Below are 24750 nucleotides of genomic sequence, written 5' to 3'. Positions count from 1 at the left end.
ACCATCCACCACTCATAAATCAGCCATCTAAGCCAATATATACGCTTACCAAGCCTCGTTTAACGACCTTTACGGACATGAATAAAAAATAGAAATCACACCATTAAGACACAGCAATTCAATTTTGCGCTTGATTTTGTGTATCGTATTGTAGGTATACTCGGGCAAAACCGGCCAACCGAGCCGATCCAACAATGAGCCGGCATCGCAGCCGTGCGTGCACCGAGGGCATCCGCCATGCCTCACACCCTTGCTGTCGAGTTTTTCGAACCGGGCGTCCGCCTGATTACCCTGCAGCGCCCACAAGCGCTAAATGCCCTCAACACCCTGTTGCTGGGTGAATTGGCCGCCGAACTGAGCACCGCACAAACCGATCCCGATACCCGCGTCGTAGTCCTCACCGGCAGTCGCAAAGCCTTCGCTGCCGGTGCCGACATCAAGGAAATGGCCGAGCGCGATCTGGTTGGCATTCTCGATGATCCACGACAGGCCTCCTGGCAGAGCATCACCCGCTTCACCAAACCACTGATCGCTGCAGTCAACGGCTTCGCCCTCGGCGGTGGCTGTGAACTGGCCATGCACGCCGACATCATCATTGCCGGTGAAGACGCTCGTTTCGGCCAGCCGGAAATCAATCTCGGAATCATGCCCGGCGCCGGTGGCACCCAACGTCTGCTGCGCGCCGTCGGCAAGTCCATGGCCATGCAGATGGTCCTGACCGGCGAGCCGATCGACGCTCACCAGGCCCAACGCGCCGGCCTGATCAGCGAAGTCACCCAACCGGAATTCACCGTCGAACGCGCTTTGCAGATTGCCCGCAACATCGCCGGAAAAGCACCGCTGGCCGTGCGTCTAGCCAAGGAAGCGCTGCTCAAGGCGATGGACACCGACCTGGCCAGCGGCCTGCGCTTTGAACGCCACGCCTTCACCGTCCTGGCGGGCACCCGCGACCGCGACGAGGGCATTCAGGCTTTTCAGGAAAAACGCACGCCGACCTTCACCGGGCAATAACCCGGTCATCAGCCACTGATTTGAACGACCTCTTAGAGAGCGCCATGACCATGAACTTCGAATACATCCTGTTTTCCATCGAGGCCGGCGTCGCCCTGCTCAGCCTCAATCGACCGGACCAGCTCAACAGCTTCAATTCGCAGATGCATGGCGAAGTGAAAGAAGCGCTGAAACAAGTCCGACAGAATCCGGATGTGCGTGTCTTGCTGCTGACCGGTGAAGGTCGCGGCTTTTGTGCCGGGCAGGACCTGAGCGACCGCAATGTCGCGCCGGGCGATGCCGCGCCGGATCTGGGTGAGTCCATTGAGAAGTTCTACAACCCGCTGATCCGTCAGTTACGCGATCTTCCAATACCAGTGATCTGCGCGGTCAATGGCGTGGCGGCCGGTGCCGGGGCGAATATCCCGCTGGCCTGTGATCTGGTGCTGGCGGCGCGCTCGGCCAGCTTCATTCAAGCCTTCTGCAAAATCGGCCTGATCCCCGACTCTGGTGGCACCTGGACCTTGCCGCGCCTGGTCGGCATGGCGCGGACCAAGGCACTGACCTTGCTGGGCAATCGTTTGAGTGCCGAGCAAGCCGAGCAATGGGGGCTCATCTATCGCTGCGTTGAAGACGCCGAACTGCGCGATGAAGCCTTGACGCTCGCCCGCCACCTGGCCACTCAACCGACTTACGGTCTGGCGCTGATCAAGCGCAGCCTGAACGCCAGCATGAGCAACAGTTTTGACGAGCAGCTAGAGCTGGAAAAAGACCTGCAACGTCTGGCCGGGCGCAGCGAAGATTACCGTGAGGGCGTCAGCGCCTTCATGGAAAAACGCAGCCCAAGCTTCAAGGGGCGCTGAGCCATGACCGCACTGAACACCAACGCTCTCATCGCTGTAATCGGCGCCGGCGCCATGGGTGCTGGCATTGCCCAGGTCGCCGCACAGGCCGGGCATCCGGCTCTGTTACTGGATAATCGCCCCGGCGCCGCCGCCCAGGCCATTGATGGCATTGACCGACAGCTGGGCAAACGGGTCGAAAAAGGCAAACTGACGGCCGAGGCGCGGACTGCAACCATCGCTCGCCTGCAAGCGGTGGAAACCATCGAAGCCCTGGTCGATTGCGACCTGATCATCGAAGCCATCGTCGAGAACCTGGAGGTCAAACGCGCCCTGTTCCGGCAGCTGGAAAGCCTCTGCAGTGAGCGCTGCATTCTGGCCAGCAACACCTCCTCGCTGTCGATTACCAGTATCGCGGCGCAGCTGAGCCGTCCGGAACGCCTGCTCGGCCTGCACTTTTTCAACCCGGCGCCGATCATGGCGCTGGTTGAGATCGTCTCGGGTCTGGCCAGCGATCCAGCGCTGGCTGAATGTCTTTACGACACCGCCAAGGCCTGGGGCAAGAAACCTGTGCATTCCCGCTCCACTCCGGGCTTTATCGTCAACCGCGTGGCCCGACCGTTCTACGCCGAGAGTTTGCGCCTGCTCCAGGAAGGCGCCGCCGATTGCCCGACCCTGGATGCGCTGATGCGTGATGCCGGTGGTTTTGCCATGGGCGCTTTCGAGCTGACCGACCTGATCGGCCATGACGTCAACTATGCGGTGACCTGCTCGGTGTTCGATGCCTATTACGGCGATACCCGCTTCCAGCCCTCACTGATTCAAAAAGAGCTGGTGGACGCCGGGCGCCTGGGACGCAAGAGCGGCCATGGCTTTTACAACTACGGCGAAGCTGCCGAACGCCCCACTCCCGCGTCGATCATTAGCGAGCGGCAAGTTGAAACCTGTATCGCGGAAGGCAACCTGGGCATTGCCCAATCTTTGATTCCACGCTTGCGCGAGCATGGCGTCGAAGTTATCGAGCGCGATGGGCGCGGATTGCTGCGGGTCGGTGATGCCGTACTGGCGCTGAGCGACGGGCGCATGGCCTGTCAGCGCGCCAGGGAAGAGGGCCTGCGCAACCTGATCTTGCTGGATCTGGTGTTCGACTACGCGCAGTCCCGTCGAATCGCCATCAGCTATTGCGAGAACATTGATGACATCGCTCTTCAACAGGGTGTCGCTCTGCTGCAGCGGGCCGGCCTGACCGTCAGCCAACTCAGCGACAGCCCTGCACTTGCCGTACTTCGCACCGTGGTCATGCTCGCCAACGAAGCCGCCGACGCCTTGTTGCAAGGCGTCGCCTCAGCCAGCGACATCGACCTGGCGATGCGCGCCGGCGTCAACTATCCCCAAGGCCCGCTGGCCTGGGCCGATGCCATCGGGCTTTCGCATGTCCTCAAGGTATTGGAAAACCTGCAAGCCAGTTACGGCGAAGAGCGTTATCGGCCGTCATTGCTGCTGCGTCGGCGGGTCGCCGAAGGGAGGACTCTGCATGACTGATCATGAAGCCTTGTGCCTGGCCAGCACCTGCGCGCAAACGATGTTCAAGCGCGACGTTGCCAGCCAGGCGATGGGCATGCGCCTGCTCTCGGTCGCCCCCGGCTGCGCACGACTGGGCATGAGCGTTCGCGCCGACATGATCCAGGGCCACGGTACTTGCCACGGCGGTTATCTGTTCGCCCTGGCCGACTCGGCGTTTGCCTTTGCCTGCAACAGTTACAACGAAGCCACGGTCGCCATCGGCTGCAGCATTGACTACATCGCCCCGGCACGCTTGGGCGACACCTTGAGCGCCGACTGCATCGAGCAGAGCCGTTCCGGTCGCACTGGCAACTACGACGTGCGCATTGAAAACCAGCAGGGCCAGTTGATCGCCCTGTTCCATGGCAAATCCTACAAAGTGCGCGGCACTGTGCTGGCGCAGGAGAACCCGAATGAATGATGCCTTGATCATCGATGCGGTGCGGACCCCGATCGGACGCTACGCCGGAGCCCTGAGCGGCGTGCGCGCCGACGACCTCGGCGCGGTGCCGCTGCGCGAACTGATGCAACGCCACCCGCAAGTCGACTGGAACGCGGTCGACGATGTGATCTACGGCTGCGCCAACCAGGCCGGTGAAGACAACCGCAACGTCGCACGCATGTCGGCCTTGCTGGCCGGGTTACCGGTCAGCGTGCCCGGCACCACCCTCAACCGCCTGTGCGGTTCCGGGCTGGATGCGATAGGCACGGCCGCCCGGGCAATTCGCTGTGGCGAGGCCGGGCTGATGCTGGTGGGCGGCGTGGAATCGATGTCCCGCGCACCACTGGTGATGGGCAAGGCCGAGCAGGCATTTTCCCGTCAGGCAGAAATCTACGACACCACCATCGGCTGGCGTTTCGTCAATCCGCTGATGAAAAAAGCCTTCGGCATCGACTCCATGCCGGAAACCGCGGAAAACGTCGCCGCGCAGTTCAATATTTCCCGCGCCGATCAGGACGCCTTTGCCCTGCGCAGCCAGCAACGCGCCGCCGCAGCCCAGGCCAGCGGGCGTTTTGCCAAGGAAATCGTTGCGGTTGAAATTCCCCAGCGCAAAGGCCCGGCCAAAGTCGTCGAGCATGACGAGCATCCCCGTGGCGACACCACTTTTGAGCAGTTGCAGAAGCTCGGCACGCCATTCCGCGAAGGCGGCAGCATCACCGCCGGCAATGCCTCCGGGGTCAATGACGGTGCGTGCGCGCTGTTGTTGGCCAGCCCGGAAATTGCCAAATGCCACGGGCTGAAAGCTCGCGGCCGGGTGGTCGCCATGGCCACCGCCGGGGTCGAACCGCGGATCATGGGCATCGGCCCCGTCCCGGCGACCCGCAAGGTACTGGAACTGGCCAACCTGAGCCTGGCCGACATGGACGTGATCGAACTCAACGAAGCCTTTGCCGCCCAGGGCCTGGCGGTGTTGCGTGAACTCGGCCTGAGCGACACCGATCCGCGGGTCAATCCCAACGGCGGCGCCATCGCTCTCGGTCATCCACTGGGCATGAGCGGCGCGCGGCTTGTGACCACCGCCCTGCATGAACTGGAAGAGCTTCAGGGCCGCTATGCCTTGTGCACCATGTGCATCGGTGTCGGTCAGGGCATCGCCCTGATCATCGAGCGTATACCCCACTAAAAGAATCGCGATTCCCGGGGAGCCGAGAGGTATCCTTGGGGCATGCACTCAATGCCCTTCTTCGGGAGGGCTGAAACACAAAAACAATTCGAGTGAAGTCATGAACATGCCAATTGCCAAAGCCGTGCTTGATTCACAGTTGGACCCGATGGAAACCGCCAGCCTCGACGAACTGCGTCAGCACCAGCTCGAACGCCTGCGCTGGAGCCTGAACCACGCGTACCAGAACGTGCCGCTGTACCGTCAACGCTTCGATGCGCTGGGTGTGCACCCGGACGACATCAAATCCCTGGACGATCTGGCGAAATTCCCGTTCACCACCAAATCCGACCTGCGGGACAACTACCCCTACGGCATGTTCGCTGTGCCGATGCATGACGTGGTACGCCTGCATGCCTCCAGCGGCACCACCGGCAAGCCAACGGTGGTGGGTTACACCCAAAATGACATTGATACCTGGGCCAATATCGTTGCGCGCTCGATCCGCGCAGGTGGCGGCCGACGCGGCGACAAGGTGCATATTTCCTATGGCTACGGCCTGTTCACCGGTGGCCTCGGCGCCCACTACGGCGCCGAGCGCCTGGGTTGCACGGTAATTCCGATGTCCGGCGGCCAGACCGAAAAGCAAGTGCAATTGATCAAGGATTTCCAGCCGGACATCATCATGGTCACGCCGTCCTACATGCTCAATATCGCCGATGAAATCGAGCGCCAGGGCATCGACCCGCACAAACTGGCCTTGCGCCTGGGCATCTTCGGCGCCGAACCCTGGACCGCCGAACTGCGCAGCGCCATCGAAGCGCGCCTGGGCATTACCGCTTTGGACATCTACGGCCTTTCGGAAATCATGGGACCAGGCGTCGCCATGGAATGCGCGGAAACCAAGGATGGGCCGACCATCTGGGAAGACCACTTCTACCCGGAAATCATCGACCCGGTGACCGGTGAAGTGCTCCCGGACGGTCAGATGGGCGAGCTGGTGTTCACCTCATTGAGTAAAGAAGCCTTGCCGATGATCCGCTACCGCACCCGCGACCTGACGCGCCTGCTGCCGGGCACCGCGCGGCCGATGCGGCGCATCGACAAGATCACCGGGCGCAGCGACGACATGCTGATCATCCGCGGGGTCAACGTATTCCCGACCCAGATCGAAGAGCAGGTGCTGAAAATCAAACAGCTTGCAGAGTGTTATGAGATTCATCTGTATCGTAATGGCAATCTCGACAGCGTCGATGTACACGTGGAGCTCAAGGCTGAACATCAACACCTGAACGATGAACAGCAGAAAGCCGTGTCCGCCGAGTTGAGCCGCCACATCAAAACCTACATCGGTATCAGTACTCGTATCATTTTGCAGCCTATGCACTCGATCAAGCGCTCTGAAGGCAAGGCCTGCCACGTCATGGACAAACGTCCGAAAGCATGACTGCTGCACCTTATGGCCCCGCTTAGGCGGGGCTTTTTTTTGCCCGCAGAAAAGACCGCTCAGCGCAAAGCGATACAAAAATACACATGACACTACATTTTGTGTTTGATATTAGTTTCTGTATCGCTTATAAAGTTATCCATGCCTTTGAACAGATTCATGGCGGGAGACAGCACATGTACGCACAGCTTGTAGAAACCGGAGTGAAGCGCATCAAGGACCTGTCGGAGATGTCCGAACAGGAACGCGCCTTCCAGGAAAAAATCGATTCAGAAATCAAGATCGAAGCAAAAAACTGGATGCCCGATGCCTATCGCCAAACCCTCATCCGGCAGATTTCCCAGCACGCCCACTCGGAAATCGTCGGCATGCTGCCCGAAGGCAACTGGGTCACCCGCGCGCCATCGCTCAAACGCAAACTGCAACTGATGGCGAAGATTCAGGACGAAGCCGGCCACGGCTTGTACCTCTACAGCGCCATGGAAACCCTCGGTGCAGACCGCGATGAAGAAATCGCCAAGCTGCACAGCGGCAAAGCCAAGTACTCGAGCATCTTCAATTACCCGACGCTGAACTGGGCCGACATGGGCGCGGTGGGCTGGTTGGTGGACGGCGCCGCAATCGTCAATCAGGTGGTCCTGCAGCGCACCTCTTACGGCCCCTACTCCCGGGCCATGGTGCGGATCTGCAAAGAAGAGAGTTTCCACCAGCGCCAGGGCTACGAAATCCTTCTGACCATGATGCGCCACGGCAATCAGGCGCAAAAAGATATGGTCCAGGACGCGATCAACCGCCTGTGGTGGCCGTCGCTGATGATGTTCGGCCCAAGCGACGAACACTCGCCAAACAGCGCCCAGTCCATGGCCTGGAAAATCAAACGCCAGAGCAACGACGAACTGCGTCAGCGCTTCATCGACCAAACCATCCCGCAGCTGGAACTACTGGGCTGCACCTGCCCCGACCCGAACCTGAAGTGGAACGCCGAGCGCGGCCATTACGACTTCGGCGAAATCCAGTGGAACGAGTTCTACGAAGTGCTCAAGGGCAACGGCCCGTGCAACCAGGAACGCGTTGCCACCCGCCGCAAGGCCATTGAAGACGGTGCCTGGGTCCGCGAAGCCGCGGTCGCCCACGCTCGCAAAAAACAGAACAAGAACGCCGCCTGATCGGTCACCTGATGTGGAGTCACTGATATGTCTGAATGGACCCTTTTTGAAGTTTTCGTGCGCAGCAAGCACGGCCTCAACCACAAGCATGTCGGCAGCGTGCATGCCGCCGACACCACCATGGCCATCGAGAACGCGCGCGAGTTGTACACCCGCCGCAGCGAAGGCGTGAGCCTGTGGGTCGTGCCGTCGGCGCTGATCACCGCCTCGTCGCCGGATGAAAAAGACCCGCTGTTCGACCCTGCGGACGACAAAGTTTATCGCCACGCCAGCTTCTACGAGTTGCCGGCCGAAGTCGGGCACATGTGAGGTCGACCATGAATACCAAGACTGATCTGATCGAATACTTGCTGCGTCTGGGCGACAGCGCCCTGATCCAGGGCCAACGCCTGTGCCAATGGTGCGGCCATGCCCCGGCGCTGGAAGAAGAACTGGCGCTGATGAACGTTGGCCTCGACCTTGTAGGCCAGGCGCGCAATTGGCTGGAGTACGCAGCCGAACTGCTGGATGACGGCCGTGATGCCGACCACCTGGCATTCCGCCGTGATGAGCGGTCCTATCGCAATCTGCTGCTGGTGGAACAACCCAACGGCGATTATGCGGTGACCATTCTCAAACAATTCCTCTACGACGCCTGGCACTTGCAGGTGCTCAGCGGTCTGAGCCAGTCCAGCGATGAACGTATCGCCGGCATCGCCGCCAAAGCGGTGAAAGAAGTGACCTATCACCTGCGCCGCTCCGGCGAATGGGTCGAGCGCTTGGGCGACGGCACCGAGGAAAGCCACAAACGCATGCTCGCAGCCATCCCCAAGGTCTGGCGCTTCACCCTCGAACTGGTAACCGCTGATGACAATGAACAACGCCTGTGCGCCGCCGGCATCACCCCGGACGCCGCGCACATAGCCGCTGCCTGGCAAGCCAAAGTCAGCGAAATCTTTGCCAGCGCCACCCTTCCAGTGCCAGCCGCGCCTAGCTACTTCTACCTCAATGCCCGCCGCGGTTTGCACAGCGAACACCTGGGCATTCTGCTGGCCGAGATGCAATCACTGCCACGAGCGTACCCCGATGCGACCTGGTGAGCTGATCGCCAGCGACCAAGGCGCACGCGCGGTTCAACCGACCGATCTGGAAGCGGCCTGGGCGACCCTGGCACAGGTCATGGACCCGGAAGTACCGGTGGTCAGCGTGGTCGATCTGGGCATCGTTCGCGATCTCGATTGGCAGGCCGGGCATCTGCATGTGGTGGTCACGCCGACCTACTCCGGTTGCCCCGCCACTGAAGTGATCGAAAGCGATATCCGCGAGGCGCTGGAACTCGCCGGCTTCAGGGCACCGCAACTGGAGCGCAAATTGACCCCGGCCTGGACCACCGACTGGATCAGCGACAGCGGTCGCGCGCGCCTGCGCGCCTACGGCATTGCTCCGCCCAACGGCAGTAGCAGCAAACGCAGCCTGCTCGGTGAAAGCCCGCAGATCGTCTGCCCGCAATGCGGCAGCGCGCACACCGAAGTGCTCAGCGAGTTTGGCTCCACCGCATGCAAGGCACTGTACCGCTGCGTCAACTGCCGGGAACCGTTCGACTATTTCAAGTGCATCTGAGCGGCGTTCGGCCGTCCCAGCTGGAGAATAAAAATGAGTAAATTTCACAGCCTGACCATCAAGGACGTGCGCAACGAGACCCGTGACGCGGTGTCCATTGCCTTCGAGATTCCGCAACATCTGCAAGACAGCTTCCATTTCACCCAGGGCCAACACCTGGTCATGCGCACCCAGCTGGACGGTGAAGAAGTCCGTCGTTCCTACTCGATCTGCACCGGGGTCAACGACGGTGAACTGCGCGTCGCCATCAAGCGTGTGGCGGGCGGGCGCTTTTCCGCGTTTGCCAACGAGCAATTGAAGGCCGGACACAGCCTTGAAGTGATGCCGCCGGCCGGGCACTTTCATGTCGAACTCGACCCGGTTCGCCATGGCAATTACCTGGCGGTCGCCGCCGGTAGCGGCATTACGCCGATTCTGTCGATCATCAAGACCACCCTGGAAACCGAGCCCCACAGCCGCGTTACGCTGATTTATGGCAACCGTTCAAGTTCTGGCGCGCTGTTTCGTGAACAACTCGAAGACCTGAAAAACCGTTACCTGCAGCGCCTGAACCTGATCTTCGTCTTCAGCCGCGAACAGCAGGATGTCGACCTGTACAACGGGCGGATCAACGCCGAGAAATGCGAGCAACTGCTCACCCGCTGGCTCGACGTCAAAGCCCTCGATGCAGTGTTCATCTGCGGCCCGCAGGAAATGACCGAAACCGTGCGCGACAGCCTGAAAGCCAATGGCATGGCGCCCGAGCGCATTCACTTCGAACTGTTTGCCGCCGCCGGCAGCCAGCAAAAACGCGAAGCGCGGGAGGCTGCTCGCCAGGTGGATGCCGCCGTCAGCCAGATCACCGTCATCAGCGACGGCCGCGCCCTCGCCTTCGACCTGCCACGCAACAGCCAGAGCATCCTCGACGCCGGCAACGCCCAGGGCGCCGAACTGCCTTACTCGTGCAAGGTCGGCGTGTGCTCGACCTGCAAATGCAAGGTCATCGAAGGCGAAGTGGAAATGGACAGCAACCATGCCCTGGAAGATTACGAAGTGGCCGCCGGATATGTGCTGTCGTGCCAGGCGTTTCCGGTGAGCGACAAGGTCATTCTGGATTTCGACCAACTCTAAAGATCCACACCGCCCCCTGTGGGAGCGAGCCTGCTCGCGAAGACTGAGTAACAGGCGACATCAACGTTGAATCTGATGGCCTCTTCTCGAGCAGGCTCGCTCCCACGGGATCTCCACCGTAACCCGATACACGCTTCACCCCACAACAAAAACAACAACACAGAGAGCGCGCCATGACCCCGACAGACGTAGAACTCATCCGCCAGAACCCCGATTTCATCCAGTTGGTACGACGCAAACAGAACCTGTATTGGTCGCTGTCGCTGATCATGCTGGTGATCTATTTCGGCTTCGTCTTACTGGTAGCTTTCTCCCCCGCCACCCTCGGCCAATCCCTCAGTGGCGGGGTGACCACCGTGGGCATGTTGGTGGGTGTGGTGATCGTGGTACTGGCGTTCGCACTGACCGGTTTCTACGTCTATCGCGCCAACAACGTGATCGATCCGCTCAACGAAAAGCTGAAACAGGAGTGCGCCCGATGAGCCAGTTCCTGGCGTTATTCCTGCTGCCTCTGGCGTTCGTCGCTGACTTTGCGGCAGCGGCCGACGGCGCGTCCCGCCCACTCAACTGGAACGCCATCGGCATGTTCCTGGTGTTCGTGATGTTCACCCTCGGCGTTACGCGCTGGGCCGCGCTGCGTACCCGCTCCGCCAGCGATTTCTACACCGCTGGCGGTGGCATGACCGGTTTCCAGAACGGCCTGGCGATTGCCGGCGACATGATCTCCGCGGCGTCCTTTCTGGGCATCTCGGCGATGATGTTTCTCAATGGCTACGACGGCTTGCTCTACGCGCTGGGCGTGTTGGCTGGCTGGCCGATCATTCTGTTCCTGATCGCCGAACGCCTGCGCAACCTCGGCAAATACACCTTTGCCGACGTGGTCTCCTATCGCCTGGAACAAACCCCGGTGCGCCTGACCTCGGCCTTTGGCACCCTGACCGTCGCGTTGATGTACCTGGTGGCGCAGATGGTCGGCGCCGGCAAACTGATCGAGTTGCTGTTCGGCATCGACTACCTCTACGCGGTCATGCTGGTCGGCGTGTTGATGGTGTTCTACGTGACCTTCGGCGGCATGCTCGCCACCACGTGGGTGCAAATTATCAAGGCGGTGATGCTGCTGTTCGGCACCACGTTCATGGCGTTCATGGTGCTCAAGCATTTCGGTTTCAGCACCGAAGCGATGTTCGCCGGGGCCACTGCCGTGCATGCCAAGGGCAACGCGATCATGGCGCCCGGCGGTTTGCTGTCGAACCCGATCGACGCGATTTCCCTGGGGCTGGGCATGATGTTCGGCACCGCCGGCCTGCCGCATATCCTGATGCGTTTCTTCACCGTCAGCGATGCCAAGGAAGCGCGCAAAAGCGTGTTCTACGCCACCGGTTTTATCGGCTACTTCTACTTGTTGCTGATCATCGTCGGTTTCGGCGCGATCGTGATGGTAGGCACCGATCCAGCATTCCGTGATGCCAACGGCGCAATCATCGGCGGCGGCAACATGATCGCCGTGCACCTGGCCCAGGCCGTGGGCGGCAACCTGTTCCTTGGGTTCATCTCGGCGGTCGCCTTCGCCACCATTCTCGCGGTGGTTGCCGGGTTGGCGTTGTCGGGTGCCTCGGCGGTGTCCCACGATTTGTATGCCTGTGTGATGCGCAAGGGCCAGGCTAGCGAACAGCAGGAAATTCGTGTGTCGCGGATCGCCACGCTGTGCATCGGTGTCCTGGCGATCATCCTCGGCCTGTTATTTGAATCGCAGAACATTGCCTTCCTCTCTGGTCTGGTGCTGGCCATCGCCGCTTCGGTGAATTTCCCGGTGCTGTTCCTCTCGATGTACTGGAAAGGCCTGACCACTCGCGGTGCAGTGACCGGCAGTCTGGCAGGGCTGACCTCAGCGATTGTCCTGCTGGTGCTGAGCCCGGCGGTGTGGGTCAACGTGCTGCATCACGACAAGGCGCTGTTCCCCTACTCCAACCCGGCGTTGTTCTCCATGAGCCTGGCCTTTTTAAGCGCCTGGGTATTTTCCGTCACCGACACCTCGCCCCGTGCAGCCCTTGAGCGTGGCCGTTATCTGGCGCAGTTCATCCGTTCGATGACCGGCATCGGTGCCTCCGGCGCCAGCAAGCACTAAACAACGACCGATCCGATGCAAGGGAATAAAAACAATGAAGCCCGCTCGTACCGCACCTTACGAATCACTGTTTTCGTTAGCCGCCGCATTGAGTCTGCCCATGGTCGCACCCTGCGCCATGGCCGACTTCATCGACGACAGCAAGGCCCGTATTGAAATGCGCAACCACTACATCAATCGCGATTTCCGTCAGGACAACGCCCCGCAATCCAAGGCCGAGGAATGGGCTCAGGGCTTCACCGCGCGCGTCGAGTCCGGGTTCACCGACGGCACATTCGGCTTCGGTCTCGACGCGCTTGGGGAGTTGGGGCTGAAACTCGACTCCAGCCAGGATCGCCGTGGCACCGGGCTGCTGCCCTTTGGCCAGAACAGCCATGAGCCGGCTGACGAGTTCAGCCAACTGGGGTTGACCGGCAAGCTGCGGGTATCCAAAAGCGTGTTCAAGCTCGGCACCCTGCAACCCTTGCTGCCGGTGGCGACCTACAACGACACCCGTCTACTGGGCTCGACCTTTGAGGGCGGCTTGCTGACCAGCCAGGAAATCAATGGCCTGACGGTCAATGCCGGGCGCCTGACCAAGGCCAACCTGCGGGACTCTTCCAGCAACGATGACATCGGCTACGGCGCCGCCAAAAGCAATCATTTCGACTTTGCCGGCGGCAGCTACGCCTTCAGCCCGCAGCTGAACCTGAGCTATTACTACGGCAAGCTCGAGCAGATTTATCGTCAGCAGTTCGTCGGGCTGGTGCATACCCAGCCGCTGGGCAACGGTTTCAACCTGCGCAGCGACGTGCGCTATTTCGATAGCCGAGGGGATGGCGTCGAGCGCGCCGGGCGTATCGACAACCGCAATTTCAACAGCATGTTCACCGTGTCCCACGGAGCCCACAAGGTCAGTGCCACGTACCAGCAATTGTCCGGCGACAGCGCCTTTCCGTTCCTCAATGGCGGCGATCCGTACGTGGTCAACCTGGTGACCTTCAACACCTACACCCGTGCCGACGAAGACTCCTGGCAGCTGCGTTACGACTATGACTTTGCAGCGCAAGGCATCCCCGGCCTGACCTTCATGACCCGCTACACCGACGGTCGCCACGTCAAGGCTGGCAGCGTCGACAACGGCCGCGAACAGGAACGCGACACCGACATCAGTTATGTCATCCAGAGCGGCGTGTTCAAGGACGTCAGCCTGCGCTGGCGCAACGTGACCTTCCGTTCCGGCAATGGCTTGACCACCGACCTCGACGAGAACCGGCTTATTGTCGGTTACACCCTGGCACTTTGGTAATCCCTGAATGGCGCGGTCACGGTCGCGCCAACACTTTTCATAACCTGGAGGAATCGTGATGCCTCACGCCCCTACCCTGCAAAGTTTCATCGCCGGTCGCTGGATCGGCCAACACGGTGCCCAGGTGCTGCGCAGCGCCATCGATGGCCACGAGATTGCGCGCACTCACGAAGAGCGCCCGGACTTCGCCGAAGCCGTCGAGCACGGCCGTCGCCAAGGCGTCAGCGGACTGATGGCGCTGGACTTCCAGCAACGGGCCCAGCGGCTCAAGGCCCTGGCCTTGTACCTGAGCGAACGCAAGGAACAGCTCTACGCGATCTCCCACCACAGCGGCGCCACCCGTGCCGACAGCTGGATCGATATCGAAGGCGGCAACAGCACGCTGTTCACCTATGCCAGCCTCGGCTCCCGCGAACTGCCGTCGGGCAACATCGTCCACGAAGGTCCGGCGATGTCCCTGAGCAAGCTTGGCAGTTTTGCCGGCACGCACATTCTGGTGCCCCGTGGCGGCCTGGCGGTGCACATCAACGCCTTCAACTTCCCGATCTGGGGCATGCTGGAAAAATTCGCTCCGAGCTTCCTCGCCGGCATGCCGTGCATCGTCAAACCAGCCAGCGCCACCAGCTACCTGACCGAAGCCGTGGTACGCCTGATGGACGAGTCCGGTCTGCTCCCGGCCGGCAGCCTGCAACTGATCATCGGCAGTACCGGTGACCTGCTGGATCGCCTGCAAGGCCAGGACGTGGTGACCTTCACCGGTTCGGCCGACACTGCGGCCAAACTGCGGGTCAATCCGAACCTGATCCGCAACTCGGTGCCATTCAACGCCGAAGCCGACTCGCTGAACTGCGCAATCCTCGCCCCGGACGTCACTCCGGACGACGAAGAGTTCGAGCTGTTCATCAAGGAAGTCGCCCGCGAGATGATCACCAAGGCCGGTCAGAAATGCACGGCCATCCGCCGCGCCATTGTCCCGGCTAAACACATTGACGCAGTGGCCAGCCGTCTGCGGGATCGCCTGGCGAAAGTCGTGGTTGGCGACCCGTCGGTGGAAGGTGTGCGCATGGGGGCGCTGGCCTCTCACGATCAACAGAAAGACGTCGCTGAGCGTCTGGAAAGTCTGTTGCAGAGCAGCGATCAGCTGTTCGGTGCCAGTGACGGTTTCGCGCCTCGCGGCGAAAATGTCAGCCAGGGCGCGTTCTTTGCGCCGACCCTGCTGCTGGCCCGCGATCCGCACGCCGAAGGTGGCGCTCACGATATCGAAGCGTTCGGCCCGGTCAGCACCTTGATGGCCTACAACGACCTGGACGAAGCACTGGTGCTGGCCGCTCGCGGCAAAGGCAGCCTGGTGGCCAGTTTGATCACCAAGGACCCACAGATCGCCGCCAAGGCCATCCCGGTCGCCGCGGCCTGGCACGGCCGCTTGCTGGTGCTGGATCGCGATTCCGCCGCCGAATCCACCGGCCACGGCTCGCCGCTGCCACAGCTCAAACACGGTGGTCCGGGTCGTGCCGGCGGTGGTGAGGAACTCGGCGGTCTGCGCGCGGTGAAGCACTACCTGCAACGTGCCGCAGTGCAAGGCTCGCCGACCATGCTCGCCGCCGTCACCGGTGAATACGTGCGTGGCGCCAAAGTCATCGAAACCGAGGTGCATCCATTCCGCCGGTTCTTCCAGGATTTGCAGATTGGCGAGTCGCTGCTGACTCACCGCCGCACCGTGACCGAAGCCGATCTGGTGAACTTCGGTTGCCTGTCCGGCGATCATTTCTACATGCACTTCGACGAGATCGCGGCCAAGGAATCGCAATTCGGCAAACGCATCGCCCACGGTTACTTCGTGCTGTCGGCGGCAGCCGGTTTGTTCGTCTCACCGGCACCGGGTCCGGTACTGGCCAACTACGGCCTGGATACCCTGCGTTTCATCAACCCGGTGGGCATTGGAGATACCATCCAAGCTCGCCTGACCTGTAAACGCAAGATCGATCAAGGCAAGAAAAGCCCCCAAGGTATTGCTCAAGGAGTGGTGGCGTGGGACGTAGAAGTGACGAACCAACTGGGCGAGTTGGTTGCCAGCTATGACATCCTGACCTTGGTGGTGAAACGCGAGGATTAGTTCTGGACGCATGAGCAGAAGCCCTAAGTTTGTTCCAGACCATCAAACCGCGCCCTCAACGTGGCGACACAATGTGGGCAGGTCTCGCTGGATTGTTGCAGATCTATCTGGAATTTGAATCATCCATATGTTCACTTAGGGCGGTCACTCCGCTCAGGGTTCCTCGCGTTAGGGCTGTCCGCTTCCATGATTGCCGCAAACTCATGCCGGGATTGTCACCCCACCAAGGTGATCCTGGCCAAGGAAGTCAACACGCTTGCGCAACTGGGGCAGGTCGGTGTGGTGATCACGGCTGCCGGCGACACGTACGACTTCATCTCGCGCTACTTCGCCCCCGGTGCCGGAATCCCCGAAGACCCTGTGACCGGCTCAATCCATGCCACGTTGGTGCCCTACTGGGCCGAACGACTTGGGAAGACTCACCTGTCGGCATTCCAGGCGTCGTCCAGAGGGGGATTTTGCAGTGTGAACTACAAGAGCACAGGGTTTTGATCAAAGGTAAGGCCGCCACCTTCATGAAAGCAGAGATTTATCTGCCTGATTGAGTGGGTAGCCCCCAGCTCAGTCGCAACGACGTTGTATATCCGATAACTTCTGTAGTTGATCAAATACGGAAGTTATCTACCAACTGCTTGAGTTGGCTGGCTTGCCGTTCCAGGTCATCACAGGCACGCAACGTAGCCTGCAGATTATCGGCCCCTTGGTGGTTGAGCGAGTTGATTTCGGTGATGTCGATATTCAACGATTCAATCACCGATGTCTGTTCTTCAGTCGCCGTTGCCACCGAATGGTTGATGCCGTCTATCTCACTGATGCGCTGTACGACGCTGCCCTGTCGGTCTCCCGCCTGGTTGGCAATGATCACGCCCTCGTTACTATAGCGCTCACTCTCGCTCATGATGGACACCGCCTCATCGGCTCCACGCTGCAACGCGTCGATCATCGTATGAGTCTCTTGAGCGGACGTCTGGGTACGATACGCAAGGCTGCGTACTTCATCAGCCACAACGGCGAATCCACGACCAGCCTCACCCGCCCTCGCCGCCTCGATCGCTGCATTGAGCGCAAGCAGGTTAGTCTGTTCGGAGATCCCCTGTATGACCTCAAGTATCCGACCGATATCGACTGTCTTGTCATTCAAATTTTCAATGTTGCCGCACGACGCTCGAATTTTTCCTGACAAACCGCTCATGGCTTCAATGGTCTGCGCGACCACTTTTAGGCCGCTCTCGGTCTGCCGACGCGCTTCAGTCGCCTGGGCTGATGCGCCTCCTGCATTACGCGCAATTTCCTGCGAGGCGGCGCCCAGCTCATGGATCGCAGCAGCAATACTATTGGTGCGCTGGTTCTGCTCGTCAGAGAACGCCATCGATGACTTGGAAGAAGCCATCACGCGCTCGGCCACCTCATTGACCTGGGCAGTAGCCAAAACACACTGATCAGTAGGCCCAGCAGTAAAAGCGTGACGACTATCGCTATAAACGCGGCCAACAAAGCCGAGATACGAAAATCCGTCAGTGCTGCGTAGGCTTTATTTTTGTCGATCGATAAAGCGATGTACCAGTTCACCGAGGCTGTACCTACCCTTACTTCGTGCACGCCCCCCCACCGCAGGCCCCCCCTTGCCCATGTTCCTGCGGGACAGTACTTTATGGCTCCCAGTGCCTGCCTTCGTGGCAGTGGATTGTCCCCGGTCAATAACACCGGCTTTCAGCCACTTGCACAGTACCGTCCTATCCATCGGGATATTCCGGTATAGCCAGTCATGACTGATGTGATCGAAAAAACCTTTGATGTCCCCTTCCAGAATCCAGACATGGGCTACTTGAGGAGCCAGCAGATGGAAAAGTTCGACCATTGCGTCGGCCGTGGAGCAATCAGGTCGGAAGCCGTAACTTCTTGGATCACTCCTGCTCTCTACAACAGGCTCAACTGCTCGCAGTAGAGCGCTTGCATGGCCCGGTACAGCATCGTAGGAATGCCCAATGGGCGTTTCTCCTGCTTGGCGGGTTTCGGTATCCAAACCGCAACATTTCCGTTTGAGCCTTGCATCACGCCTGGCCATTCGCCCGTTTGCCCTGGCTGCAGGGTGCGTAATTGCCTCAGTTGCTCAAAGGGCGATCCTTGCTCATCCTTCAGCGGCAGGCTGCTCAGATTCATTCGTACCAGAACGTCGCCGCAGCCATCGAGTACATGATTGACCCCGCGCCGATTGGCAAAACCTCGATCCGCTATGAACACATCACCTTGTTGCACCGTAAATTGCGCCAGCGATTCGCCTGTTTTGGTCGAGGTCACTTGCACTTCGCAGCAACGCAATATGCTGATATCCATCGTGTAATGCAGTCGCCGTGCCGATGTGATCGCGCCGGGCTCTGCAACGACGCTGCCGTCAGCAGCAAGGCCCCAGCTCTTTGGCCTTGGCTTCCCATACCGACGGCAATAGAGCCAATAGCTGTGGCGAGTCAGTCTCTACTATATCTTTTGAGGTTTGGTTAGCGCATATGGGGTGTTGCCAGAGGTAGCTGAGCGCTGCCTTAATCACACTGAAGATAACAAAATGAAACGAATCTATCAGCGACACAGCTACGCTACCGAAATGGCCACGGCTTGGGCTCTACTTGGTGAGAGCCTGGAAACACTTACAAACTCTGAAGTTGATAATCCACCAGAGCAAATTTCGATCACCGCTGGAATGCAGAGTTAATGTGTGTGTTTCGCTTATAATGGGCGTCCACTTGAAGCAAGGATCGCTGCCCCATGAAATTCGCCTACACCATCGTCTACGTCCCGGACGTATCCGCTTCACTGGAGTTTTTCGAAAGAGCCTTCGGTTTCAGTCGTCGTTTCCTGCACGAATCAGGGACGTATGGCGAGTTGGACACAGGCGGTACCACCCTGTCTTTCGCAGCCCATGAACTGGGAGAAATGAATTTCAAGGGCGGGCATGTAGAAGCTCATGCCTCGAAACAACCGCTGGGCATGGAGCTGGGCTTTGTCACTGAGGAGGTGTCGGCGGCCCATGCCAAAGCACTGGCGGCAGGCGCGACCGAACTGAAGGCGCCGACGTCCAAGCCCTGGGGCCAGGTGGTGTCTTACGTGCGCTGCCCGGATGGAACACTCGTGGAGTTGTGTACCGCGATTTAACACTCAAACCCCGCCCATCGGGCAGGGTTCAATGATCAAGGCTTGAGCGGGCGCTCTTCATCCCGCTCGGAAAGCTCCTTGCCATCATCTGGATGCTTCCAGGTCTGGGGCTTAAGCAGCATAGAAAAGCACTCGACTCGGTGTATCTGGCGGAAATGGCCACACCGGGGTGTAAGGGTTTCTATTCAAGGCAACGAGAACACAGCTTAAGTAGCTACTATTTTTTCACTGACACATCTCTTACAAGACAGATGCTGCCTTTGAAAAAGAGATCACAGTTGAGTCTCTCGTGGGCGAATCGACCAACTCCATAAGGGTTTTTATAGCCCTGTGGTCAGGCACGCTTGATAGTCTGCAGAGCAACTTGAAACTATAGTCGCCGGCCAGCACCATCATTGGAAAGGACGCAGGCTGCTCGCCATATATCAGCACATTGCGGATGCTCGGGGAACGTCGACAGAAGTTTTCAATATTGAGGCTCTCGTCGCAATACATCGCACTATTAAGAACAACCAGATCAAAGGGCTCGATGGCGTTCTCTATTATCATAAAAAACTCCTTCAAGGACTCCAAAGGCGCTATCCGATAATACCCATACACATTGAACATTTTTTCGATGCTCAACCGCCGCGAATGTTGAGCATCTACAACCAATATGCGTAATGAAGGTGTTGTCATAACTCATCCTTGATACGAGTGCTGAGGTCGCAATGGCCGACTCTGACCATTAGAGTCGCTCCACGGCGTAGCCCCTTGCCTCCAGCCAGCCCAAGAGATTTTTCTGCGTCATGGGACGCGCAAACAGGTAGCCCTGCCCTTCGGTACAACCCAGTTCAACCAACTGCTGACATTGCTCCGGCGTCTCGACTCCTTCGGCGACGACAGTCATTCCCAACGCCTCACCCAAGGCCAGAGTGCTACTGACCACTACGCGATAGCGCGGCTCATCATCGAGTGCTCGAACGAACTCGCCATCCAGTTTGATTTCGTTGAACGGCAGTTGACACAGACGCTGCAAAGACGAATATCCCACGCCAAAATCATCGATGGACAACCGACATCCCATCATTCGCAGGTGCACCAGATTCTCCAGACATACTGGCGAGGCATCCACCAAACCGTTTTCGGTGAGCTCAAAAGTGATCCCCGACCCCGCTAAACCGTGACGGGCCAGGATCGCTTTAACCCGCGCCACCAAAGTCGTATCGGTGAGTTGAACCGGTTGTAGATTGAAGGCGATATTCAGGAGGTTCCCACGCTTCAATACTTGCCGCTGCAACGCCATCCCGTGCTCAAACTGTGAAAAAAACAGCTCATTCAACAAGTTACAACTCTCAATAGCGGGCATGAATACGGCCGGAGACACTACGCCCCTGAACGGGTGGTTCCAGCGTGTCAGCGCCTCGACGCCGACCACTTTGCCAGTGAGCAAGTTGATCTTGGGCTGAAAGTAGATTTCCATCTGCCGCTGAGTCATGTCCGAACGTACTTCCTCCGGGTCCACTGTGGCGCCGACACGTACGGGCGTGATCTGTTTGCCCGGATCATTCAGGTATTTTTTGAGGAACCCAAGGACCGCGTCGCTGTGAAGTGGCTTGCCCAGATCACCCAGCATCACCAATCCCAGCAAAGGGATGAGCTGCCGAGCTGCACGGCGTACATCCTCGGCAATCGCGCTATTGATAATCACCGAACGTATCAGCCCGGCCTGGGCCGCACGCTGCAAAAACTCGAGGCCGTCCATGTCTTCCATGTGCAGGTCACACAGCGCGACATCCACTGGCCCGACCTGGTGCAGTATATCGAGGGCCTGGGCGCCGCTACCGGCAGCGAACACAGCCTCGCAGCCGAGCTTTTTCAACAGGCTGACCGCGATGGAACGCTGAAACAGATGATCCTCCAAGACCAGTACACGTAAGGCTGACGCTTGCATCAATGGCTCCAAAAAGTCTATTAGCAAATCATTGCTTCTCCCTTTCATCTGCGGCCCTTTCAGGGCTGCTCCTCTGGATCAATCCGTCACTGGAACCGGTCGAAACTTGTTAACCACAGCGAAACAACGCCAATCGCTGGAGGCGCGAGAACCGCCGCCCGTCCGATCTACTGATAACTGATGGTGAAGTGCACAGTCGCATTGGCCTGGCCCGCGCCCACCGGCCCTGTGGTTTTGAGGTACCGGGCTTTTAGCGGGATGGTGTAGCTCGCACCCTCACGGCTCTGAGTAGCAACACCACTCGGTATCCACGTATTGGGGCCTATCTGAACCGGCACGCCGTTAGCGTCTGCGACCTGTATACCGACACCCGTCGCCGCCCACCCCGAACCCGCTTCTGCCGAGTTAAGGGCCAAAATGCCCAGACTGGTATCGACGGCTGGAACAGTGCCTGTCAGGTTCACCTGCAGCGAATTGCTCTTGCTTGGAGTTGCGCGGGTCTCTGGAATATTGCTTGTGTTGAACTGCACAGCCCAGTTGCCATTAATCCTTGGGTTCGTGCCATAAAAGGTCGGGCAGTTGTTCAGGGTGATGAAAAAATCCTTCCAGGGCGTGGCACTATTGGCTTGGCTGAATGCGCTGACTTTATGCACGCCCATATCCACCTCGACATTCGGGGTTTGGCAGGTGCGCGATACCACATTGATGCTGCCACTGAAACTTGATCGAAGGTAGGGATAGCTGGCTCCATCCTGATAAATAAAGTGCTCGTAGGCCGGGAACGAATTACCCGAAATTACACCGCTGCCAACAACATCACTAATCTTGACCAGTTCAAGGACGCTAACGCTGAGCCCGTCCAATGACACGCTGCACGGGTTGTTGGTCCCACAGTTCGTGTATTGAATATTGCTGGCCCCAGGCATCCATGCCCCCCCTGCAAAAAATGCCACGCCGATGCCCGGCACCCCGCTTTCATATACCTTGCCGGCCAACGGCCCTGTGTTCCAACTCGCTAAACGCATCGGCCCTACCACCCACCGCGAACGGTCTTCGAAGGTGACGCCTCCACTGGCCGAGGTGCAAAGCATGGAATTGGGGAGGTTGGCTGAAAATTCCTGACGGTAAAACCGAGAACCCAGCGGTACATCCCGCCCCACGGTAAGATTGGCGACCTGCAACGAAATGACTCTGTCCGCAACAGCTCCAGAATTAACGCAGGTGGCCATTACCGACTGCGACAGGCCGAGCAAACCACCCAGCGCGAGGATTGAAGTAATCACTGATCGTTTCACGAACGTTTCTCCGGCAAAGCTGAATCACTGCGTACCACTGCCGAACTGCCCGCGCAGAGCGCTTCCAGTTGTAGCAGTTGACGCTCACTGTCTTTAAATACCGGCAACGTCAATACACACTGCTGGTCGAGCTGATTACCCCAGCGCACTTGCAACTGGCGCGTGGTTTCTTTGACCCGTGCATACAGCTGGCCGCCCTGCCCAACTACTCCTACGGCCCCCCCCTGGTCGTCGATCACACTGGCGCCGAACGGCAGCGGTTCGCCGCCCTTGAGGCGTACGTTCAACAACAGCGCCTGCCCGATGCTGGTGCCGTACTTCACCGAGACGATGGCCCCGGCCCGTGGTGCCACTTGCTGGCTGGTTTCACTCAACTCCACATTCATCGACGAGCCTTTGGGGTCAATGGCCAGCTCGTTGAGTTGATACGGCTGCAGATACGGCACGACGGCGTTGCCCTGCCCGTCCAGGCTCACCCCGGGGTAGCCAACCACCGCAGCGCCCTCGGCACCCGGCGCACTGATCACCGCCATGGTTTCGCCACGGTAGGGCGACAGCGTCACACCCGCAGGGTGCGCCACAACCGAACCACTGAGGGTCACCCCCAGGTTGTTGTAACCCGGGCCATTGCTCAGGTTGGCACCCGCCGTGACCTTGGACCCGATGTAATTGCCGTTGAGCGAGGTGGTGGTGGCATTGCTTACCTCGGCATGGCCAACGGTCGCGCCATAGCTGAACTGACGGCTGGCGCCTGTGCTACCGCTGAGGGTGACCTGTTGATCAAGGTTGCCATCACTGTCACGTCCCAGGTGGGTCATCAATTGCGAGTAATTTCGGCCGGAGCCGAACTCCAGTGGCATGCTGACGGTGAGCTGCAGGCTGGTATCCATCTCACCGCCCCATACCGAACGACTGCGGACCGCCGACAGGCCGACACTGACCTGCCGGATCTGCTTGCTGTAACTGAGTTGGTACTGCAAGTCACTGCCCGTGCGGTTCCAGTAATTCTGGGTAAAACCGCTGATAGCAACTTGACCCCAGTCGCCGAGTGACTGGTCGGCAGAGAGCGACAAGCGGCTGCGCGCACGGTCGAATTGGCTCAGGTCCAGTCGCCGGTCTTCGGCGTCAAGCAATTGCATGGCAGTACCGAAATCCAGATAGCCGTCGGTGGAGAAGCGCAAGGCCGCCACCGAGAAGTTACTGCCGGTGCTAAGGAAGTTACGGCTATAAGACAGCCGCAGGCTTTGCCCCCTCTGCGTGCCACTGTCCAGAGCTGTCTGTGCATGAGTGACGTCGACCGCCATAGCCCCGATCGGCGTGCTGAACGCCAGGCCGTTGAGGACGGACAAATACTTTTCACTGCCCTGGACTCCGCCCATCGCGGTGAACATATTACTCAGGCCGTACTGGAATGTGCCTTGCAACAGACCAGCCTGACTATCGAGAAAGTCGGTGCGCGTTTGCCCGCCCGTGACGCTGTAGCGTGACGTGCCGGGACGCAGAAGCTGGACCGTCTGCGCGTACGGTACCGTGATGATCTGTTGACTGCCATCGGCCTCATAGACGGTGACGATCAGGTCGCCGCCGTATCCGGTGGGGTACATGTCATCGATGACGAAAGCCCCGGGAGCCACCGTGGTTTCATGCAGCAGATTACCGTTCTGGCGGATCTCGACCCGGGCATTGGTGCGGGCAATTCCGCGAATGACCGGAGCATAGCCGCGCATCGACTCGGGCAACATGCGATCGTCAGAAGCCAATTGCACACCACGGTAGTTCAGGGTGTCGAACAGTTCGCCACTGGTGCTGGATTCACCCAGGGTCAGCTGGCTTTTCAGCGCGGTGATGTCGCGCTGGGCGAAAGTGTTGAGGGTCTGGTAATTCTTCCCGCTGATCTGATCCCAGCGCAGTGAACCGTTATGACGTAACCGCCAGTCCCCCATATTGAAGCCACCATTGAGGCCCATGTAGAAGTTATCCGAGGTGCCTGTGCGGGTCTTGTTGGTGTTGGCGTTGATGTTGTAGCCAAGCATCGCGGCAGTCACGCCTCGGTCCCACAACTCGGGGCTGACATAGCCACGGGCGTTCCGGCGCAAGGCTATTTGCGGAATCGACAGCGACAGCAATTGCTCTGCCGGGGAGAACTCGGCGCTCGCGCCCGGGATCAGGCGTGCCAATGAAGCACAGGTGCCTGTGTCACCGAGGCTCAGGGTGGCTTCGGGCGATAACTTATTGATGTCGACGCCAAACAACTCCAGCATCCCGACGGTCATGCACACCAGGGGATTACCGCCGTCGGCCTCAGACTGGACACGAATGGTCTGACGATTGATCAACCGACTATTGAGCGAGACATCCGCACGATATTCACCCGACAGTACCGGGTTACCCTTCTGGTACACGGTCAAGTCAAGAGAGCGTGAATCCGCGGGCAAAAAAGCATCGTTGAACTGAACATCTTCAGCCACCACGGACGTTACCCAGGCACCGGACAAAGTTGTCAGCGACTTCAAGATCAACATACTCAG

24 protein-coding genes are annotated in these 24750 nt (G+C 59.3%); 17 read left to right on the top strand and 7 right to left on the bottom strand.

Features of this window, described 5'->3' with window-relative positions:
- The first annotated feature begins 237 nt into the window (after positions 1–237).
- The 16 genes from paaF to ACYZUC_RS03805 all read left to right on the top strand — a co-directional run bounded on the left by paaF (position 238) and on the right by ACYZUC_RS03805 (position 16339).
- On the top strand, positions 238–1011 hold the full coding sequence (gene paaF / locus ACYZUC_RS03880; protein WP_461993712.1) for a 2,3-dehydroadipyl-CoA hydratase PaaF: 774 nt from the start codon (positions 238–240) through the stop codon (positions 1009–1011).
- A gap of 50 nt (positions 1012–1061) precedes the next feature.
- Entirely contained in the window at positions 1062–1853 is a 792-nt protein-coding gene (gene paaG, locus ACYZUC_RS03875; protein WP_461996814.1) for a 2-(1,2-epoxy-1,2-dihydrophenyl)acetyl-CoA isomerase PaaG, read from the top strand.
- A 3-nt stretch (positions 1854–1856) separates the two neighbouring features.
- Positions 1857–3374: a 3-hydroxyacyl-CoA dehydrogenase PaaH gene (paaH, locus tag ACYZUC_RS03870; protein WP_461993710.1), complete on the top strand. Its 1518-nt coding sequence runs from the start codon at positions 1857–1859 to the stop codon at positions 3372–3374.
- The gene (gene paaI, locus ACYZUC_RS03865) at positions 3367–3816 is read left to right on the top strand and encodes a hydroxyphenylacetyl-CoA thioesterase PaaI (protein ID WP_461993707.1); all 450 of its coding nucleotides are present in this window, start codon (positions 3367–3369) and stop codon (positions 3814–3816) included. The genes paaH and paaI overlap by 8 nt, the downstream gene beginning before the upstream one ends.
- Positions 3809–5020, top strand: coding sequence for a 3-oxoadipyl-CoA thiolase (gene pcaF, locus ACYZUC_RS03860; protein WP_461993705.1), 1212 nt, complete (start codon positions 3809–3811; stop codon positions 5018–5020). Before paaI ends, pcaF begins: the two co-directional genes overlap by 8 nt.
- A gap of 100 nt (positions 5021–5120) precedes the next feature.
- Positions 5121–6446, top strand: a complete 1326-nt coding sequence (gene paaK / locus ACYZUC_RS03855; RefSeq protein WP_461993703.1) for a phenylacetate--CoA ligase PaaK — start codon at positions 5121–5123, stop codon at positions 6444–6446.
- A gap of 176 nt (positions 6447–6622) precedes the next feature.
- Positions 6623–7612, top strand: a complete 990-nt coding sequence (paaA, locus tag ACYZUC_RS03850) for a 1,2-phenylacetyl-CoA epoxidase subunit PaaA (RefSeq protein ID WP_461993701.1) — start codon at positions 6623–6625, stop codon at positions 7610–7612.
- Between the two features lie 27 nt (positions 7613–7639).
- Positions 7640–7921 carry a 1,2-phenylacetyl-CoA epoxidase subunit PaaB gene (gene paaB, locus ACYZUC_RS03845; RefSeq protein WP_003208899.1) on the top strand — a complete coding sequence of 94 codons (282 nt, stop codon included), beginning with the start codon at positions 7640–7642 and terminating at the stop codon, positions 7919–7921.
- 8 nt (positions 7922–7929) lie between these two features.
- Entirely contained in the window at positions 7930–8691 is a 762-nt protein-coding gene (paaC, locus tag ACYZUC_RS03840; protein ID WP_461993700.1) for a 1,2-phenylacetyl-CoA epoxidase subunit PaaC, read from the top strand.
- Positions 8678–9211, top strand: a complete 534-nt coding sequence (gene paaD / locus ACYZUC_RS03835; RefSeq protein WP_461993698.1) for a 1,2-phenylacetyl-CoA epoxidase subunit PaaD — start codon at positions 8678–8680, stop codon at positions 9209–9211. The genes paaC and paaD overlap by 14 nt, the downstream gene beginning before the upstream one ends.
- A gap of 33 nt (positions 9212–9244) precedes the next feature.
- Entirely contained in the window at positions 9245–10321 is a 1077-nt protein-coding gene (paaE, locus tag ACYZUC_RS03830; protein ID WP_461993696.1) for a 1,2-phenylacetyl-CoA epoxidase subunit PaaE, read from the top strand.
- A 173-nt stretch (positions 10322–10494) separates the two neighbouring features.
- Entirely contained in the window at positions 10495–10803 is a 309-nt protein-coding gene (locus ACYZUC_RS03825) for a DUF485 domain-containing protein (RefSeq protein ID WP_033062037.1), read from the top strand.
- Positions 10800–12446, top strand: a complete 1647-nt coding sequence (locus ACYZUC_RS03820) for a cation acetate symporter (protein ID WP_461993693.1) — start codon at positions 10800–10802, stop codon at positions 12444–12446. Before ACYZUC_RS03825 ends, ACYZUC_RS03820 begins: the two co-directional genes overlap by 4 nt.
- A gap of 34 nt (positions 12447–12480) precedes the next feature.
- On the top strand, positions 12481–13734 hold the full coding sequence (locus tag ACYZUC_RS03815; protein ID WP_461993691.1) for an OprD family porin: 1254 nt from the start codon (positions 12481–12483) through the stop codon (positions 13732–13734).
- Positions 13735–13792: 58 nt separating this feature from the next.
- Positions 13793–15847: a phenylacetic acid degradation bifunctional protein PaaZ gene (paaZ, locus tag ACYZUC_RS03810; RefSeq protein WP_461993689.1), complete on the top strand. Its 2055-nt coding sequence runs from the start codon at positions 13793–13795 to the stop codon at positions 15845–15847.
- Between the two features lie 186 nt (positions 15848–16033).
- The gene (locus ACYZUC_RS03805) at positions 16034–16339 is read left to right on the top strand and encodes a PhzF family phenazine biosynthesis protein (protein WP_461993687.1); all 306 of its coding nucleotides are present in this window, start codon (positions 16034–16036) and stop codon (positions 16337–16339) included.
- A 112-nt stretch (positions 16340–16451) separates the two neighbouring features.
- Here ACYZUC_RS03805 and ACYZUC_RS03800 read toward each other — a convergent pair whose 3' ends face one another.
- The 3 genes from ACYZUC_RS03800 to ACYZUC_RS03790 form a co-directional block, all read right to left on the bottom strand.
- Positions 16452–17216: a methyl-accepting chemotaxis protein gene (locus ACYZUC_RS03800; protein WP_461996813.1), complete on the bottom strand. Its 765-nt coding sequence runs from the start codon at positions 17214–17216 to the stop codon at positions 16452–16454.
- A 162-nt stretch (positions 17217–17378) separates the two neighbouring features.
- The gene (locus ACYZUC_RS03795) at positions 17379–17870 is read right to left on the bottom strand and encodes a reverse transcriptase domain-containing protein (RefSeq protein WP_461993685.1); all 492 of its coding nucleotides are present in this window, start codon (positions 17868–17870) and stop codon (positions 17379–17381) included.
- Complete coding sequence (locus ACYZUC_RS03790; protein ID WP_461993683.1) at positions 17765–18181, bottom strand: hypothetical protein; 417 nt, start codon at positions 18179–18181, stop codon at positions 17765–17767. The genes ACYZUC_RS03795 and ACYZUC_RS03790 overlap by 106 nt, the downstream gene beginning before the upstream one ends.
- Positions 18182–18607: 426 nt before the next feature.
- Between ACYZUC_RS03790 and ACYZUC_RS03785 the strand changes: the two genes are divergently transcribed.
- On the top strand, positions 18608–18994 hold the full coding sequence (locus tag ACYZUC_RS03785) for a VOC family protein (protein ID WP_461993681.1): 387 nt from the start codon (positions 18608–18610) through the stop codon (positions 18992–18994).
- A 240-nt stretch (positions 18995–19234) separates the two neighbouring features.
- Here the strand turns inward: ACYZUC_RS03785 and ACYZUC_RS03780 are convergent, their stop codons facing one another.
- The 4 genes from ACYZUC_RS03780 to ACYZUC_RS03765 form a co-directional block, all read right to left on the bottom strand.
- Positions 19235–19672, bottom strand: a complete 438-nt coding sequence (locus ACYZUC_RS03780) for a hypothetical protein (RefSeq protein WP_461993679.1) — start codon at positions 19670–19672, stop codon at positions 19235–19237.
- Positions 19673–19721: 49 nt separating this feature from the next.
- The gene (locus ACYZUC_RS03775; RefSeq protein ID WP_461993677.1) at positions 19722–20927 is read right to left on the bottom strand and encodes an EAL domain-containing response regulator; all 1206 of its coding nucleotides are present in this window, start codon (positions 20925–20927) and stop codon (positions 19722–19724) included.
- 167 nt (positions 20928–21094) lie between these two features.
- Positions 21095–22222 carry a fimbrial protein gene (locus ACYZUC_RS03770; RefSeq protein WP_461993675.1) on the bottom strand — a complete coding sequence of 376 codons (1128 nt, stop codon included), beginning with the start codon at positions 22220–22222 and terminating at the stop codon, positions 21095–21097.
- On the bottom strand, positions 22219–24744 hold the full coding sequence (locus ACYZUC_RS03765; RefSeq protein ID WP_461993673.1) for a fimbria/pilus outer membrane usher protein: 2526 nt from the start codon (positions 24742–24744) through the stop codon (positions 22219–22221). Before ACYZUC_RS03765 ends, ACYZUC_RS03770 begins: the two co-directional genes overlap by 4 nt.
- Positions 24745–24750 lie beyond the last annotated feature (6 nt).

It is taken from the genome of Pseudomonas sp. GT1P32 (genome assembly GCF_054897805.1).
Note: the sequence above shows the minus strand (reverse complement) of the source record. Positions and strands in the feature narration are given on the sequence as shown.